We start from the raw sequence: 13,726 nt of genomic DNA on the forward strand, positions 1-13,726 counted from the left end.
CATTCATGTCCATTCGACTGAAACTCGGCGTCACCGTTGCCGCCATGGCGTTCGCAGGCGCCGCGCTGGCGCAGACGCCCAACGCGAAGCCCGCGCGCATTCGCGGCGATATCGTCTCGCTCGACGGCAACACGCTCAAGGTGCATCGCCGCAGCGGCGACACGGTGTCGATCGACCTCGCGTCGAACGTGCCGGTCTCGGCCGTGAAGGCCATGCAGCTTTCGGACATCAAGCCGGGTTCGTTCGTCGGCACGGCGGCCACGACCGGCACCGACGGCAAGCTCACGGCCACCGAAGTCGTGGTGTTCCCCGAAGCCGCGCGCGGCACGGGCGAAGGCCACTATGCGTGGGACCTCGGCCCGAACAGCACGATGACGAACGCCAACGTCGACACGGTGGTGCAGGGCACCGACGGCCGCAATCTGAAGCTCTCGTACAAGGGCGGCAGCAACCAGGTGACGGTGCCGCCGAACGTGCCCATCGTGACGTTCACGCCGGCTTCGCGCACGGATCTCGCGCCGGGCAAGCAGGTGTTCGTGGTGGCCATGCCCGCGTCGCAGGGCGCTTACACGGCGCAGCGCGTGGTGGTGGAAAAGAACGGCGTCGTCCCGCCGATGTAATGCCGAAGGCGCGCGTACAGCGCGCCTTTTACCCTTCGCTTCTTTCTTGCTGCCTCTTTCTCGCCGCTGTCGCGGCGGGCGCGGCTGCCGCGCTTGCGCTATCGCGCGACACACAGCGGCGCCGCGTCGAGCCGCATCGTCGTTCGACGATGCGGCGCTTTGCGCCTGGCGCGCGTCGGCGCCGCACTTCCCGGTTCTTGTTCGCTTGCCGGTTCGCGCATTCACACGATTGCCGCGATTGACACGGTTGCCGCCGTTGCTACCATTGCCCGGCGGCGAGCGCCTTTCGCGCGGCCGAAACCGCGCCGCACAGGCGCGGTGCCGTGACTTTTGGCAAGCGTTGCCGATATTGCGCGGCGGCCGCGCCTGTACGCGTTACACGATCGTGCTAGCGTGGCGGGCGAACCGGCAAGGAGGTCGAATGAATCGCATATTCGTGTCGCGCGCGGACGCCATCCGGCTCGTGCTCGAAGCGCAGGAAGCCGCTTCGGGAAACCGGTCCGCGAGGCTTTTCAAGTCGGTGGGCCAGATATCCGACAAGCTCGACGCTCTGGAGCGCCTGTTGCTCGATATCCGCGCCGGACGCATTGCGGAGTTTCGGATCGACACGGCAAAAGAGCAGCGTATCTTCATCAAGGATTGACGCGCGGCGCATGGAGCGCGGTCGGGCAGAATCGGGCAAGACCGCGCGCGCGGCAAGCGCTCTGCAAAAACGCGCCTACGCGGCGTCGCGCAGGGCGAGCGCGTTGATCGCATCTTTCTTCGGCGGCGCCCCGAACATGCGCGCGTATTCGCGGCTGAATTGCGAGGCGCTTTCGTAACCCACTTCGAAGGCGGCGGCCTGCACGGTCGTCGCTTGCGAAAGCAGCAGCCTGCGCGCCTCGATCAACCGCAACTGCTTCTGGTACTGAAGCGGCGGCAAGCCGGTGAGCGCCTTGAATTGCCGATGAAACGCCGAAACGCTCAGTTGCGCGACTTCGGCCAGTTCCTCCACGCGCACGGGCTGCGCGAAACGCGCGCGCAGGTTTTCCATCGCGCGCAGCAGGTTGTGCGACGGGTTGTCGGCGGCGGCGAGCCTCGCGATCTCGGGGCCGTGCGGGCCGCTCAGCAGCCAGTAGCAGATCTCGCGCATGATCATCGGGAACACGATGCCGACGGCGTCGGGCGTGTCGAGCAGACGCACGGCACGCAGCGCGCAATCGGCGAGCGGGCCGTCGAAGTTCGCGACGAACACGCCGCGGCTCGCGTCGCCCGCGGGCACCGGCGGCGAAGTCATGGCTTGCGCGACCGCGCGCATCATCGCGAGATCGAGTTCGAGAATCAGAACGAGGCAAGGTTTTTCGGGGCTGGCTTCGAACACGCGGCCGAGCGTGGGCGTTTCGATACCGACGACGAGCGCTTGCCCCGCCGCGTATTCGAGTTGCGCGCCGCCGAAGCTGGCCCACTTCGCGCCCTGCGCCACGAGGCAGATCGCCGGGCGCGCCGAGCGGAACGCGGGCGGGCGCGGCAGGTCGGAGCGCAGGGTGTAGAGGCCGTCCACGGCCGTTGCGTAAGGGCTCTTGCCGGGCTGCGCGTTCGTGTAGCGAAGCAGCGCGGCGGCCAGTTGCTGTGACATGGCGGGCTCGGTGCGAAAAAATGGGCGTGAGCCGATGGTAGCCACTGAAGCAGGATCAGGCAAGAATGCGCCAGCTTCGGGTATTCACTCGCGCGCGCTGCCGGTCGCACAATTCACCTCATTCCACACGCAAGGAGGCGCGACATGGCAACGAACAACGGCAATCAGGCAAACGCGAAAATCGCGGTCGTGACGGGCGGCAGCCGCGGTATCGGGCGCGACGCGGTGCTGCGGCTCGCAAGCCGCGGCGTCGATTCGATCTTCACCTACAACGCGAATCGCGCCGAAGCCGACAAGGTATGCGCGCTGGCCGCCGAGGCGGGCGCGCGGGCGATCGCCTTGCAACTCGACGTCGGCAACGCGGGCACGTTCGGCGACTTCGCGGCGCGCTTGAAGGAAGCGCTCGCGCAACTGGGCGCGCAACGCTTCGATTATCTCGTGAACAACGCGGGCACTTCGTCGGCGGCCACGCTCGCGGCGGGCACCGAGGCGGAACTCGACGCGCAGTTCGCCGTGCATTTCAAGGGCCCGTTCCTGCTGACGCAAACGCTGCTGCCGCTCATCAACGACGGCGGCCGCATCGTCAATATTTCGTCGGGGCTTGCGCGTTTCGCGTTTCCGGGCCGCGCCATTTACGGACCGATGAAGGCGGCCGTGGAAGCGCTCACGCGCTACATGGCGCTCGAACTCGGGCCGCGCAGGATCGCCGTCAACGTGGTGGCGCCGGGCGCGATCGCAACCGACTTCAGCGGCGGCATGGTGCGCGACAACCCGCAGGTCAACCAGGCCATCGCGGAGCACACGGCGCTGGGCCGCGCGGGCTTGCCGGGCGATGTCGGCCCGGTCATCGCGGGGCTGCTGTCCGACGAATTCGGCTGGGTGAACGCGCAGCGCATCGAAGTGGCGGGCGGCATGCACATCTGAGGCCATGCGGCTTGAGGCGCCGTAGTTCCGTCAATCTTCGTAATCGCGCGAATCCACGCGGGCGAGATGCTCGTCGACGAGCGGCGCGAGCACGCTCGCGTGTTCGCAGGCGAGGTTGTGATCGCCGCCCGAAACGATGTTCAGTTCCGCGTCGGGCAGCAGTTCGAGCAGGCGCTGGCCGACCGCGAGCGGGCTGATCGGGTCGGCGTCGCCCCATAGCAGCAGCACCGGCTGCGCGACGCGCCCGAGTTCGTGCGAGAGGTCGGAATCGTAGGTCAGGAGCCAATCGGGAAAGTTGGGGTTGGCGGCGGCGAAATCCGCGCGCCAGTCCTGTGCGCCGAGCGCCTTCGTGTTGATGCCGCCCGATGTGACTGCGAGCACGAGATGCGTCACGAGGTCCGGCTTTTCGAGCGCCGCGCGCAGGGCGAGCACGCCGCCCATGGATTGCGCGATCAACGCGGTAGGGCGATCGATCTGCGCGACGACGGTGCGCACGAGGTCGTCGAAGCCCTGCACTTCGGGGCTGGCGGGCGCGGCGCCGAACCCCGGATACGGCAGGATCGTCCTGGGCGCGGGATAAGTGAGCGAATCGGCGAGCGGTTGCCAGAACGCCGTGTTGCCGGACGCGCCGGGCAGGAACAGCAGTTTTGCGGGAGGCTGCACGGTCGGCGTGGTCATGGGTTTCGCTGAGCAATGTCGAATGAAGCGGAGGCGGACATGATGCCGCAAATCGCCGGCATCGGCGACCTCGCGCGTGACTGCGCGGAGCGCCGCAACGCCGCCTGGACGCCGCCTAGAGCACGGCGCGCTCGTAAAACCAGCGCTCCAGCAGCTCAGGCAAGGTTTCGAAGGTACGGCGCAGCAGCGGCGCCATCTGGCCGCTCGCGAGGCGCGGGTCGCGCAGCGCGAGCGCCAGCGGCTGCGCGGCGAAATCGCAGGTCGCGGCCCACGCGCGCGCCACCGCGCGCGGCTCCGGGTAGCGTTCCACGGCGCAAAGCGGCACACGCGTGAGCGGCGAGCCGTGCGCATCCTTGAAGACGTCGATGCTGACGTCGCGCGCATCGCTCATAGTGCCCGCGTCGCCGTAGTGGCGCTGATGTGCTTCAATCGCACGCAGCGCGGCGTCGCCGTCGCCTTCCAGACCGAGAAAGCGCAGCAGCGCGCGGCAGTGGATCGCCGCCACGCAGGCAACGGGGCGTGTATAGCCGAGCAGCGTGTCGTACTGCACGGCATTGCCGTCGGCGCGAAGCTGGAGCGGGTGCGCGCCGTCGTGCCGGGCTTCGAGGTCGAGCGCCGCTAGCCCCGCCGCGACGCCGCGCAACTGGTGGGGAATCATCGTGTAGCGCAGGTCGCGCAGCAGCGAGGGCGAGAGCATGGGAGCGTCGGTTAGGGGCGGCGGGGTGCGAGGCGGGTGCGAAGCGCCGTGGGTTTGGCAGTGCGTTGAGCGGTGGACGGGATTGGTGGACGCAACTGGGCAGGCGGAATCGGCGGACGCAATCGGCGGGCCGAATCAGCGGACGCAATCGGCAGACGCAATCGGCAGACCGAATCAGCGGACGCAACCAGCAGACCGAGTCAACAGACCGAATCAGCAGACCAAACCAGCAAACCGAATCAGCAGACCGAATCAGCAGACCGAATCAGCGGACTGAATCAGCAAGCCGGATCAGCAGACCGGATCAACAAACGCAATCAACAAACCGAATCGCCAAACGAGCCCGCATCAGCCCGATCGTACCGCCCGGCTCGCGCCGCCTCATATCTGCCGCTTCATAGCGCCCGCCTCGTCCAGTCCGATTACTTCGGCGCGCTCGCGCCCTGCGCGTTCGCCGCCTTTTCCTTCTTCTTCGCCTCGTGATGGCCGATGGCGCAGCCCGCCGCGCCGCCCGCCACGGCATGATGGCCCGCGACATGGCCCGCCACGCCGCCCACGGCCGCGCCCTTGAGGCAGCCCTCGGCGAAAGCAGGGCGCGTCACGCCCACGAAACACAGTGCGACAACGAGACCGGCGAAAATCGAACGCATGAAAAAACCTCGCGAATAAATGATCGGGACAAACAAGACCGTCTCCATGCGTTCGCAACTGCGGTGCCCGATGCCGCGGCGCGCCCGGCAGACGCGCGCAATCGTGCGAACAAGTCCCCGGAAACCCGGCTTTTCGACCGATTAACCGGGGCGTGCGTGACCGACAATCCTTATCCATGCGAGGTGGGCCGCACGCGCCCGCCATCGGACGACGAAACGCTATTCGTCACCCATTTGCACTTTGTCGGGGCAGACATGTCGAGCAACATTACGATCACGGACGAACAAATCGCTGAAATTGCCACCCGCATGGCCGACGAGGGCCAGAAGGTTTCGCCCCTGGCCATCTGGTCGGAAGTCCATACCGGCTCCGTGGTCGCCGTGGCGGCGGCACTGCGCAAGTGGCGCGAAGCGCGCACGCCGCGCGCGCCGCAGGTGGTCGAGCGCCCGGCGTTGCCCGAATCGGTGACGGAACCGATGCGCGAGGCGCTGGACCGCTTGTGGAGTTCGGCGCAGGACGAGGCCGAGCGCGCCGTCGCGCGCCGCCTGGCCGCCATGCGCCAGCGCGTGGAGGACGCGAGCAACGAACGCGACGACGCCCTCGCGGAACTGCAAAGCACGGTTCAGGAACTCGACACGCTGCAAACGCAGATCGACAAGATGACGAGCGCCTTCGAAGCGAAGGCCGATACGGCGGCGGGCCTCGAAGAGGACATCGCGCTGGCCGTTCAGCGCACCGACGTCGCCGAAAAGCGCGCGCAGGAACTCGCCGAGCGCGTCGCCGCGCTCGAAGCGGAGCTCCAGCGCGCGGAAGCCGAACTGGCCGAGCAGCGCGAAGCGGCAGCAGAAGCGGCAGCAGAAGCCGCAAACGCGGCGGCGGAAGCGGCAAATGCTGCGGCGGAAGCGGTGGCAAAAGCGGCGGCGCAAGCAGCAGAAGCCGCAGCCGCGAGCGCGCCGGTCGACAACGAAGCCGAGCGCGCGGCGCTCGAGGCCGAACACGCGGCGGCGGTGAGCCGTCTCGAAGGCGAACTGGAGGCGATTCGCGCAGCGCTGCAAGCGGAGCAGGACGCGCATGCGGCCCAGCGCGAAGAAGCGGCGGGCGTGCAGGCCGAACGCGACGCCGCCGCGCTCGAATTGCAAAACGTGCAAGCGCGAGTGGCGAGCCTTACCGACGAACGCTCGGTGGACGCCTCCGAAATCGCGCGTCTGTCTGCAAGCCTGAACGAAGCGCAGCAGCGCGCGGAAGAACTCGCCGAACAAGCGAGCGCCGCCGGCGCGGCGGCCGAAGCCGCTCCGGCGCCCGCCGCCGTCGACGCGCAGGAACTCGAAGCGCTAAGGGCGCAGCTTGCACGCGAAACGCAAGCGCACGCCGCCGCCATCGCCGAAGCGCGCGAGACCGTGAAGAAGTGGTCCGAATACGCGAACGGCCTGAAGCAGCAACTCGCGCAAGTCCACGAAAAGTCGATTGCCGTGCTCGCGCGCGGTGCGGGCGAAGCAACGCTGAGCCGCCGTCTCGCCGCGGAACTGGGCGCGCTCGCGCCGGAACACGAACTGCTGCGAAAGGAGATGCAGCAGCAGGTGATCGTCGATACGATCACGAGCCAGCTCGAACAACAAGGCTTCAGCTACGACGTCAAGACCGGCGCGATTTCGAAGCTCGCGACGGAAGCGCCGGCTTAAGCGCGCGCCCCGCGCCATACCGCCGACGCCTCGCAGCAGAAGCTCGCGAGGCGTTGTCGCATGGCGATGCCGCGCATCGACGCACGCCCGCGCCTCGCCGCCGGGCGTTCGATCGGGTACAGTGCCGAGCGTGTTTTCGCTCCACCGCAGCCGCTTCGCCGCATTGGCTCCACTGTACCGCCTCACCGCAACCACGAATGATCCGCATCGCCCGCTTCGGTTTTCTCAGCGCGGTTCTCGCTCTGCTCGCCGTCACCACCGAAGTTCACGCCCGTCCGGCCCGTCCCGTTCGCGTCGCCGATTCCGCTCGTTCCTCCGATCTCGTGAAGGCCACGCGGCTCGTCGATCAAAGCCGGCGGCTCGTGAGTCACGCGCATCGGCACGATCCGCGCGGCTACGGCGGGCACGAGGCGCGCGCGGCGGCGCTGCTCAGGCGCGCCGCACTCGAACTCGACGAAGCCAGCGACTTCAAGACCTATAACGCCCGCGCCGCCGCCGCCCCGAACCACGCGGATACGCGCCGCCGCGCCGCCAGAAAAGCGGCGTGAGCGCACCTCGCGCCCGCTTCGCTTAAGCGCCAGCAGGCGAAACGCCAGAACGCGAAACGCCTGGACGCGAAGCGCCAGAACGCGAAGCGCCAGCACGCGAAACGCCAGCACGCGAAACGCCAGCACGCGAAACGCGAAACGCGAAACGCGAAACGCGAAGCGCCAAACGCGAAACGCGAAGCGCCAAACGCGAAACGCCAGAACGCGGATTCAGCGCGTCGATTCGTCGAGGCTGGCAGGGCCAACGATGCCAACTGAGCCAACAGCGCCAACAGCGCCGGCGGTGCCCACGGCTTCGCGCATCGCCGCTTCGCCGAACTGCAAGGCCGCGAGTTGCGCGTAGAGCGGCGAGCGCTGGAGCAGCTCCGCGTGCCGCCCTTGCGCCACGATGCGCCCTTGCTCCAGCACGACGATGCGGTCGGCCTGCTGCACGGTCGCGAGCCGGTGCGCGATCACGAGCGTGGTGCGGTTCTGCGCGGCGTTGTCGAGCGCGGTTTGCACGAGACGCTCGCTCGCGGCGTCGAGCGCGCTGGTCGCTTCGTCGAGCAGCAGAATGGGCGGGTCCTTGAGGATCGCGCGCGCAATCGCGATGCGCTGGCGCTGGCCGCCCGAAAGCCGCACGCCGCGCTCGCCGAGAAACGTGTCGTAGCCTTGCGGCAGTTCCGCGATGAAGCCGGCGGCGGCGGCCATCTCGGCGGCGCGCTGCACTTGCGCGAGCGTGGCTTCGGGCATGCCGTAACGGATGTTGTCCAGCACGCTGCCCGAGAAGATCACCGATTCCTGCAACACCACGCCAATCGCCTGGCGCAACGCCGTGAACGACACGGCGCTCGTCGGCACGCCGTTAATGGAAATGCCGCCCGACTGCGGATCGTAGAAGCGCAGCAGCAACTGGAACAGCGTGGTCTTGCCCGCGCCCGAAGGCCCGACCAGCGCGACGTGCTCGCCTGGCCGCACATCGAGCGAAAACTCCGCCAGCGCCGCGATGCCGGGCCGCGACGGATACGAAAAGCTCACGTTGTCGAAACGAATGCCCTCGCCGCGCGCGGGCAGCGGCACCGGCCGCGCGGCCTGCGCCACGGGCGAGCGCGCCGCCAGCAATTGCAGCAGCCGCTCGGTCGCGCCCGCCGCGCGCTGCAAGTCGCCCCAGACTTCGGCCACCGCGCCCACGGCGCCCGCCGTGAACACCGCGTAGAGAATGAACTGCGAAAGCTGGCCCGCCGTCATCTGTCCGGCCAGCACCGCCTGCGCGCCCAGCCACAGCACGAACACGATGGCGGCGAACACGAACACGATCACCACGGCCGTGAGCGAGGCGCGTGCGCGAATGCGCGTGAGCGCCGTGTCGAAGGCCGCTTCCACCGCGCCGCCGAAGCGCTGCGTTTCGTGCGCTTCCTGTGTGTACGACTGCACGGTGGGCATGGCGTTGAGCACTTCGCCCGCCAGCGCGCTTGCGTTCGCCACCTTGTCCTGACTCGCGCGCGAAAGCTTGCGCACGCGCCGCCCGAAGATGACGATGGGCGCGACCACCACCACGAGCGTCGCGATGATGTAGCCGGAGAGCACCGGGCTCGTGGCAACCAGCATCGACACGCCGCCCACCGTCAGCAGAAAGTTGCGCAGGCCGAGCGACAGACTCGTGCCCACCACGGTTTGTATCAGCGTGGTGTCGGTGGTGAGTCGCGAGAGCACTTCGCCCGTTTGCGTGGTTTCGAAGAACTGCGGGCTCATGCGCATGACGTGGCCGTACACGGCGCGCCGCAGGTCGGCGGTCACGCGCTCGCCGAGCCACGAAACCCAGTAAAAGCGCAGCGCTGTGGCCGCCGCGAGAATCAGCGAAACGACGAACAGCGCGATGAAGTAGCGGTCGATATGCGCGCGCTGGCCGCTCGCGAAACCGCGGTCGATCAAATAGCGGAACGCGACCGGAAGCCCGAGCGTTGCGGCCGCCGAAGTCACGAGCGCGAGGAACGCGAGCGCCCAGCGCCCGGCATACGGACGCAGGAACGGCAGCAAGGCGAGAAGAGGCGTGACACGGGCGGCGGGGCCGGGAGCGCTGCGGTCGGCGCGGGCGGTTTCGGGCATGAGTTTGGGTTGGGTTCGAGCGATGGTGCGACGTTACGCGTGATTATCCGCTTCCCACGCGGCGCTTTCGTGCCGGTGCGCGGGGTCGAGCCGCGCGGCGGCGTCTAGCAGGCGCAGGCCGGCGGGCGTCAGCACGAGACGGCGCCGGTGGCTGGCGGGCGCATCGAGCGCGATCAGCTTGCTATCCAGCAGCGCGTGGAGTTCGACGCGCGTCATGTCGATCTGATCCGGCGCGCTGCGCACGAGCATCAGCGTGGCCAGTTCGTGTGGGCTCAGCATGGGTTCTCCTTTCCGGTTCTCCTGCGCGGTTCTCTTTCGCGGTCTCGGTGCGCGGCCGCTGGCGGCGATTCGCCGCTCGCGACGATTCATGCGCCGCTCGATTCGGCCGAGCCGCCCGGCGCGTTGGAAGCGCTGCGCAACTGCTCGCGCTCCTGCTGCGTCATGCGCTGCCAGTGATGCCAATGGCGGCGCTGGCGGCAGCCGCCGCCATGCCCGCGAAAACCGCCGAACAAGATGCGGCACAGCACGAGCAGGCCGATCGCGTGCGGAAAGTCGATGGCGTGCGCATCGGCAACGAGGCCCGGCATCACCCAGTTCCACAGCCTCATGACGACCCAGCCCATCAGCGCGACGAACAGTACGAGCAGCAGCGCCTTGGCGAAAAATTTGCGGCGGAATTTCATGTCTTTCTCCTTCGATGTTCAGTTTTCGATACCGTCGTAAGACGATCGCAAGCGCTCGCGCAGATGCAGCACCGCATAACGCTTGCGCGCGAGCAGCGTGTTCACGCTCACGCCGCTTGCGGCGGCCATCTCCTTGAAGCTGCGCCCGTCGAGTTCGTGCGCGACGAAGACGTCGCGCTGGTTCGCGGGCAGTTCGTCGAGCGCGGCACGCAAGGCGTCGAGCAGCGCCGCGCGCGCATACGCGGCTTCGGGGCCGGCGTCGGGCGAGGGCAGCGCGAGGTCGAGGCGCCAGGCTTCGCCGTTTTCGTCGTCGTCGGCATCGCTACCGGTACTCGCCGCGGCGGACGCGAGCGGCACTTCCTTCTTCTTGCGGAAACGGTCGACGATGCGGTTGCGCGCGACGCGAAAGAGCCACGCGCCCACTTGCTCGATGGGGTCCGTCAAACGCCACGCCTCAACCAGTTCCTCGAACACGTCCTGGAGAATGTCCTCGGCTTCGTCCTGATCGATCACGCGCCGGCGAATGAAATTGCGCAGACGCGGGCGCTCGCGCGCAACGGTTGCGGCGATTTCGCGGTCTTGCGCGGCGGGCGTGAGCGGGGTCTGCGGCGGTTCCATACCCGTGTTGACGGTTCGGAAAGAAAAATATTGTGGCGCGCGCGGCCGCTTCGGCGTTTTTATGCGGTTTTTTTCGACCGGGCCGTATCGCGCGGCCGGGACTTCACGTTTGAGTCTGCGTCGAACGCGGCTTCGCAATACGCGTAATAGAGCCGCCAGATACGAATGAACGCTTCGGCGAAACCTTGCGCGTACGTCTGGTCGATTTGCTGCTCGAACGCCGCCCGCCGAAGCCGCAGCGTGTGCGTATAGTCGCGGCCAAAGGCAAAAACAGGCGTGGCGTCGGGCGGCGCGAACGAAGCGCTCGGGGTTCGGGGTTCGGGGTTCGGCAGCATGCCGCCCGGAAAAATCGTCTCGCGGATAAAGTCGCTCGACGCGCGGCAACGCTCGAATCGCGCATCGTCGATGGTGATCGGCTCGATCAACGCCCGCGCGCGAGGCTTGAGCAAGCGCCGTATCGCCTCGAAATACAGCGGCCGGAACGACTCGCCCACTGGCCTCGAACATTTCCGCCGACACGACCGTGTCATAGTGTTTCCTGGAGTCGCGATAGTCGTGTAAGCCGAAAGCCACCATGCGCTCGGCGGCAAACGCGTACTGCTCCTTCGCCTCGGACCGCGCGGCATGCTTTCTGCTAACGTGAGGACCTTCATGGGAACGTCCTCGCGCGACTTCGATGTTGCGCTGCGAGACGCCCGCACGTTCAAATACGATTCCGGCTGCGCCGTCGCGCGCGGCCGGATGGTGACGGCTCGAATTGAAATGGCGTTGATCCTGCTGGTCGATGACGATGAAAGCACGCTGGAAGGCTGGCGCGCCGCGTTGTCGTTGACGCACGAAGTAATTACGGCTTGCAATGGCATCGACGCATGGGAGCGATTGCAGACGCAGACCGTCGACGCCGTGGTCGCGGACCTGCGAATGCCGCGCATGTCGGGCGGCGTGCTCTGCGAGAAAATCCGCGAGCACGCGCGCATGGGCGCGATGCCTGTCGTCCTCGTGTCCGGCGAACTCAGCCCGCCTGCGTTCGTGCGCTACGACAGTTATCTGCGCAAGCCCCTCGATCCGCGCCAGTTGCAGGAAACGATCGAGCGTCTGCTTTCGCAGGGCAGTTCGTTGCGGCGCACGCTTTGAGCCGCAGCCGCATCCCGGTCGCGTAGCGTGCCTGGCGATGGAAAAAGCCTGGCAAAAGCTTGCGCTTCGACTGGGGATGATCGAGCGGGGAGAAACGGGAGAAACGGGCGAAACGGGAGAACCGCCGTGAATACCGGCGAACCGGCGCGGCCGTGACTGACGTTGGCGACGTCGGCGGCTCGCGCTAATGGCGTTCGTCGGGGGCCGATTGGCCCGGCGCGGGCGGCGCGAACAGCCGCTCGTCCCACACCACGGGGTGCGGCTCCGACACCACGAGGCGCGCGAAGTCGGGATGCGCGGGATTGACCAGCGCGTTGAACTCCGCGCGCGCCACCACCGAAGGCACGACGAGAATCGCCGAGCGGCGCTCGTCCAGCCACCGGTTGCCGAATTCGCGCGCGGCGTCGCAGGCCTGACTGTCCCAGCCCGGCGGCAAAGTATCGGCAGTATGCGTTTCCACCGGGGTATCGTCGGGCGCGGTCGCTTCGACCCAGACATGCGTTTTCGGCACCCGGCCGATGCGCGCGTGAACCAGCACTTCGAGCATCGCGCCCGCGAATGTCAGCGCGCCGTAGATGACGGGCCGCCCGGGACTGTTGAAGCGGCCGCCCACCAGCATCGCGCCCGTGCCGTTCCACACCGGATGCCGCCGATCGGCGATGCGATAAATCCGCATCAGGCCGGCAAGCCGTAGAAAAGCTTCCAGAGCAGTTCCTCGACGCGGCGCGCGCCGAGTTCCGTGAGCGCGGCTTCCAGCGGCGCCCGGCCTTCCAGCAACGGATGCGGCGCGGCCAGAAACGCGCGCGCGTCCGCTGCGTCGTCCCAGACATACGCGGCCGTGGCGTAGACGCGGGCGAGGCGCTCCGTTTTCTCCGATTCGTCGGGCGTCAGCCGGTCGCGGCGGCGTTTGTAGGTGGCCTCGGGGACGATGCGGGCTTGCAGCGCGCGTCGCGCCTCCGCCGTCAACGCAATGTGCTCGACGCCGTTTCGCAACGCCGACTTCGGCAACCCTCCGGCGACTTGCGCTTCGAGTTCGGCAATGGAATGCGGCACGGGAGTGAGGCCCATGACAGCGGCGATCTTTTCGGGGGAAACGAATTGCATGACGGCACGGCCTCCCGCGCTGGATTCAGATGATCCTTAATCATAGCTCATTTGATACTTTTCATCGCACTGCGCAATCTCCCAATCTCCTTGCAAAACGTGGATATACTGTATAAATTAACAGTATGTGTTTATGTCCAGTATCGTCGAAACGGGAGGACTCATGACGCAATTGATCCGCATTGTGAACGACGAGGATCGCCGCACGGTCGAGTGGCTCATGGCCAACGTGGGCGAGGCGCGGGTGGAAGCGGCGGCGCAGCGGTTGGCGCGCGGCGGCAAGCCGCCGTTCGTGTCCGCCGTGTGCCGTTATCTCGGCGCGTGGCCGCCGGCGCGACGCGAGCCGGCGCAGCCGCGCGATCGCTCGGTGGGCGACGCCTATCTCGCACGCATTCGCGAAATGCTCGCGCAGCGAACGGGCGCGAAACGACCGCCGCTGGAAGGCGGCAGTGTCCAAGGCGTGCTGTGGGGCGCTTGAGCGCGCGCCGGGGTCGGCCGCCGGGCTAAGTGACTCATCGTGACTCATCGTGACTCGTGCCGGCCCGACGGAAACCTGATCGCTTCGCGCTTCCGAGGCACGGCCGCAGAGTCTGTCGAGGCGAGACGAATGCCCCGGCATCGGCGGTCGGCCTGATCGGTTTTTCGTCCTGTAGTCACGTAACAATTCAAAGCCACTCTCGTGAGTGGCTT

The 13,726-nt window shown here is 67.4% G+C and carries 18 protein-coding genes; 6 read left to right on the plus strand and 12 right to left on the minus strand.

Annotated features, from left to right (window positions below; all coding sequences use genetic code 11):
- The first annotated feature begins 5 nt into the window (after positions 1-5).
- Positions 6-620: a hypothetical protein gene (locus U5805_RS28680; RefSeq protein WP_322106893.1), complete on the plus strand. Its 615-nt coding sequence runs from the start codon at positions 6-8 to the stop codon at positions 618-620.
- A 421-nt stretch (positions 621-1,041) separates the two neighbouring features.
- Complete coding sequence (locus tag U5805_RS28685; protein ID WP_322106894.1) at positions 1,042-1,263, plus strand: hypothetical protein; 222 nt, start codon at positions 1,042-1,044, stop codon at positions 1,261-1,263.
- A gap of 75 nt (positions 1,264-1,338) precedes the next feature.
- On the opposite strand, the gene U5805_RS28690 is transcribed toward U5805_RS28685, so the two are convergent.
- Positions 1,339-2,235 (minus strand): AraC family transcriptional regulator, encoded by an 897-nt coding sequence (locus U5805_RS28690; protein ID WP_322106895.1) that lies wholly within the window; start codon positions 2,233-2,235, stop codon positions 1,339-1,341.
- Between the two features lie 144 nt (positions 2,236-2,379).
- On the opposite strand from U5805_RS28690, the gene U5805_RS28695 reads away from it, so the two are divergent.
- Positions 2,380-3,159 carry an SDR family NAD(P)-dependent oxidoreductase gene (locus tag U5805_RS28695; protein ID WP_322106896.1) on the plus strand — a complete coding sequence of 260 codons (780 nt, stop codon included), beginning with the start codon at positions 2,380-2,382 and terminating at the stop codon, positions 3,157-3,159.
- A 30-nt stretch (positions 3,160-3,189) separates the two neighbouring features.
- Here U5805_RS28695 and U5805_RS28700 read toward each other — a convergent pair whose 3' ends face one another.
- The 3 genes from U5805_RS28700 to U5805_RS28710 all read right to left on the minus strand — a co-directional run bounded on the left by U5805_RS28700 (position 3,190) and on the right by U5805_RS28710 (position 5,184).
- Entirely contained in the window at positions 3,190-3,837 is a 648-nt protein-coding gene (locus U5805_RS28700; protein WP_415914685.1) for an alpha/beta fold hydrolase, read from the minus strand.
- A 115-nt stretch (positions 3,838-3,952) separates the two neighbouring features.
- On the minus strand, positions 3,953-4,534 hold the full coding sequence (locus tag U5805_RS28705) for a hypothetical protein (protein WP_322106897.1): 582 nt from the start codon (positions 4,532-4,534) through the stop codon (positions 3,953-3,955).
- Between the two features lie 422 nt (positions 4,535-4,956).
- Complete coding sequence (locus U5805_RS28710) at positions 4,957-5,184, minus strand: hypothetical protein (protein ID WP_322106898.1); 228 nt, start codon at positions 5,182-5,184, stop codon at positions 4,957-4,959.
- A 255-nt stretch (positions 5,185-5,439) separates the two neighbouring features.
- Between U5805_RS28710 and U5805_RS28715 the strand changes: the two genes are divergently transcribed.
- The gene (locus U5805_RS28715; RefSeq protein ID WP_322106899.1) at positions 5,440-6,864 is read left to right on the plus strand and encodes a DNA-binding protein; all 1,425 of its coding nucleotides are present in this window, start codon (positions 5,440-5,442) and stop codon (positions 6,862-6,864) included.
- 182 nt (positions 6,865-7,046) lie between these two features.
- On the opposite strand, the gene U5805_RS28720 is transcribed toward U5805_RS28715, so the two are convergent.
- The 6 genes from U5805_RS28720 to U5805_RS28745 all read right to left on the minus strand — a co-directional run bounded on the left by U5805_RS28720 (position 7,047) and on the right by U5805_RS28745 (position 11,247).
- A complete protein-coding gene (locus U5805_RS28720) occupies positions 7,047-7,538 on the minus strand; it encodes a hypothetical protein (RefSeq protein ID WP_322106900.1) in 492 nt (163 codons plus the stop codon).
- Between the two features lie 84 nt (positions 7,539-7,622).
- Positions 7,623-9,497, minus strand: a complete 1,875-nt coding sequence (locus tag U5805_RS28725; protein ID WP_322106901.1) for an ABC transporter transmembrane domain-containing protein — start codon at positions 9,495-9,497, stop codon at positions 7,623-7,625.
- A gap of 33 nt (positions 9,498-9,530) precedes the next feature.
- Positions 9,531-9,776 carry a hypothetical protein gene (locus U5805_RS28730; protein ID WP_322106902.1) on the minus strand — a complete coding sequence of 82 codons (246 nt, stop codon included), beginning with the start codon at positions 9,774-9,776 and terminating at the stop codon, positions 9,531-9,533.
- Positions 9,777-9,862: 86 nt separating this feature from the next.
- Positions 9,863-10,180, minus strand: coding sequence for a hypothetical protein (locus tag U5805_RS28735; RefSeq protein ID WP_322106903.1), 318 nt, complete (start codon positions 10,178-10,180; stop codon positions 9,863-9,865).
- Between the two features lie 18 nt (positions 10,181-10,198).
- Positions 10,199-10,798 (minus strand): sigma-70 family RNA polymerase sigma factor, encoded by a 600-nt coding sequence (locus U5805_RS28740; RefSeq protein WP_322106904.1) that lies wholly within the window; start codon positions 10,796-10,798, stop codon positions 10,199-10,201.
- 59 nt (positions 10,799-10,857) lie between these two features.
- A complete protein-coding gene (locus U5805_RS28745; protein ID WP_322106905.1) occupies positions 10,858-11,247 on the minus strand; it encodes a class I SAM-dependent methyltransferase in 390 nt (129 codons plus the stop codon).
- Between the two features lie 202 nt (positions 11,248-11,449).
- Here U5805_RS28745 and U5805_RS28750 point away from each other — a divergent pair, with 202 nt between their 5' ends.
- Positions 11,450-11,932, plus strand: coding sequence for a response regulator (locus U5805_RS28750; protein ID WP_322106906.1), 483 nt, complete (start codon positions 11,450-11,452; stop codon positions 11,930-11,932).
- A gap of 184 nt (positions 11,933-12,116) precedes the next feature.
- Here the strand turns inward: U5805_RS28750 and U5805_RS28755 are convergent, their stop codons facing one another.
- Complete coding sequence (locus U5805_RS28755; RefSeq protein WP_322106907.1) at positions 12,117-12,608, minus strand: RES family NAD+ phosphorylase; 492 nt, start codon at positions 12,606-12,608, stop codon at positions 12,117-12,119.
- On the minus strand, positions 12,608-13,036 hold the full coding sequence (locus U5805_RS28760) for an antitoxin Xre/MbcA/ParS toxin-binding domain-containing protein (RefSeq protein WP_322106908.1): 429 nt from the start codon (positions 13,034-13,036) through the stop codon (positions 12,608-12,610). Before U5805_RS28760 ends, U5805_RS28755 begins: the two co-directional genes overlap by 1 nt.
- Positions 13,037-13,199: 163 nt before the next feature.
- Between U5805_RS28760 and U5805_RS28765 the strand changes: the two genes are divergently transcribed.
- Complete coding sequence (locus U5805_RS28765) at positions 13,200-13,514, plus strand: hypothetical protein (RefSeq protein WP_322106909.1); 315 nt, start codon at positions 13,200-13,202, stop codon at positions 13,512-13,514.
- The last annotated feature ends 212 nt before the right edge of the window (positions 13,515-13,726 follow it).

The sequence above is a fragment of the Paraburkholderia sp. J41 genome (assembly GCF_905220235.1).
GTDB lineage: Bacteria > Pseudomonadota > Gammaproteobacteria > Burkholderiales > Burkholderiaceae > Paraburkholderia.

What these genes read in the sequence shown, in the direction of transcription:
- U5805_RS28685 (WP_322106894.1), top strand. Translation starts at nt 1,042, where the DNA reads ATGAATCGCATATTCGTGTCGCGCGCGGACGCCATCCGGCTCGTGCTC.
- U5805_RS28695 (WP_322106896.1), top strand. Translation starts at nt 2,380, where the DNA reads ATGGCAACGAACAACGGCAATCAGGCAAACGCGAAAATCGCGGTCGTG.
- U5805_RS28705 (WP_322106897.1), bottom strand. Translation starts at nt 4,534, where the DNA reads ATGCTCTCGCCCTCGCTGCTGCGCGACCTGCGCTACACGATGATTCCC.
- U5805_RS28680 (WP_322106893.1), top strand. Translation starts at nt 6, where the DNA reads ATGTCCATTCGACTGAAACTCGGCGTCACCGTTGCCGCCATGGCGTTC.
- U5805_RS28765 (WP_322106909.1), top strand. Translation starts at nt 13,200, where the DNA reads ATGACGCAATTGATCCGCATTGTGAACGACGAGGATCGCCGCACGGTC.
- U5805_RS28690 (WP_322106895.1), bottom strand. Translation starts at nt 2,235, where the DNA reads ATGTCACAGCAACTGGCCGCCGCGCTGCTTCGCTACACGAACGCGCAG.
- U5805_RS28755 (WP_322106907.1), bottom strand. Translation starts at nt 12,608, where the DNA reads ATGCGGATTTATCGCATCGCCGATCGGCGGCATCCGGTGTGGAACGGC.
- U5805_RS28710 (WP_322106898.1), bottom strand. Translation starts at nt 5,184, where the DNA reads ATGCGTTCGATTTTCGCCGGTCTCGTTGTCGCACTGTGTTTCGTGGGC.
- U5805_RS28700 (WP_415914685.1), bottom strand. Translation starts at nt 3,837, where the DNA reads ATGACCACGCCGACCGTGCAGCCTCCCGCAAAACTGCTGTTCCTGCCC.
- U5805_RS28750 (WP_322106906.1), top strand. Translation starts at nt 11,450, where the DNA reads ATGGGAACGTCCTCGCGCGACTTCGATGTTGCGCTGCGAGACGCCCGC.
- U5805_RS28760 (WP_322106908.1), bottom strand. Translation starts at nt 13,036, where the DNA reads ATGCAATTCGTTTCCCCCGAAAAGATCGCCGCTGTCATGGGCCTCACT.
- U5805_RS28740 (WP_322106904.1), bottom strand. Translation starts at nt 10,798, where the DNA reads ATGGAACCGCCGCAGACCCCGCTCACGCCCGCCGCGCAAGACCGCGAA.
- U5805_RS28725 (WP_322106901.1), bottom strand. Translation starts at nt 9,497, where the DNA reads ATGCCCGAAACCGCCCGCGCCGACCGCAGCGCTCCCGGCCCCGCCGCC.
- U5805_RS28735 (WP_322106903.1), bottom strand. Translation starts at nt 10,180, where the DNA reads ATGAAATTCCGCCGCAAATTTTTCGCCAAGGCGCTGCTGCTCGTACTG.
- U5805_RS28730 (WP_322106902.1), bottom strand. Translation starts at nt 9,776, where the DNA reads ATGCTGAGCCCACACGAACTGGCCACGCTGATGCTCGTGCGCAGCGCG.
- U5805_RS28715 (WP_322106899.1), top strand. Translation starts at nt 5,440, where the DNA reads ATGTCGAGCAACATTACGATCACGGACGAACAAATCGCTGAAATTGCC.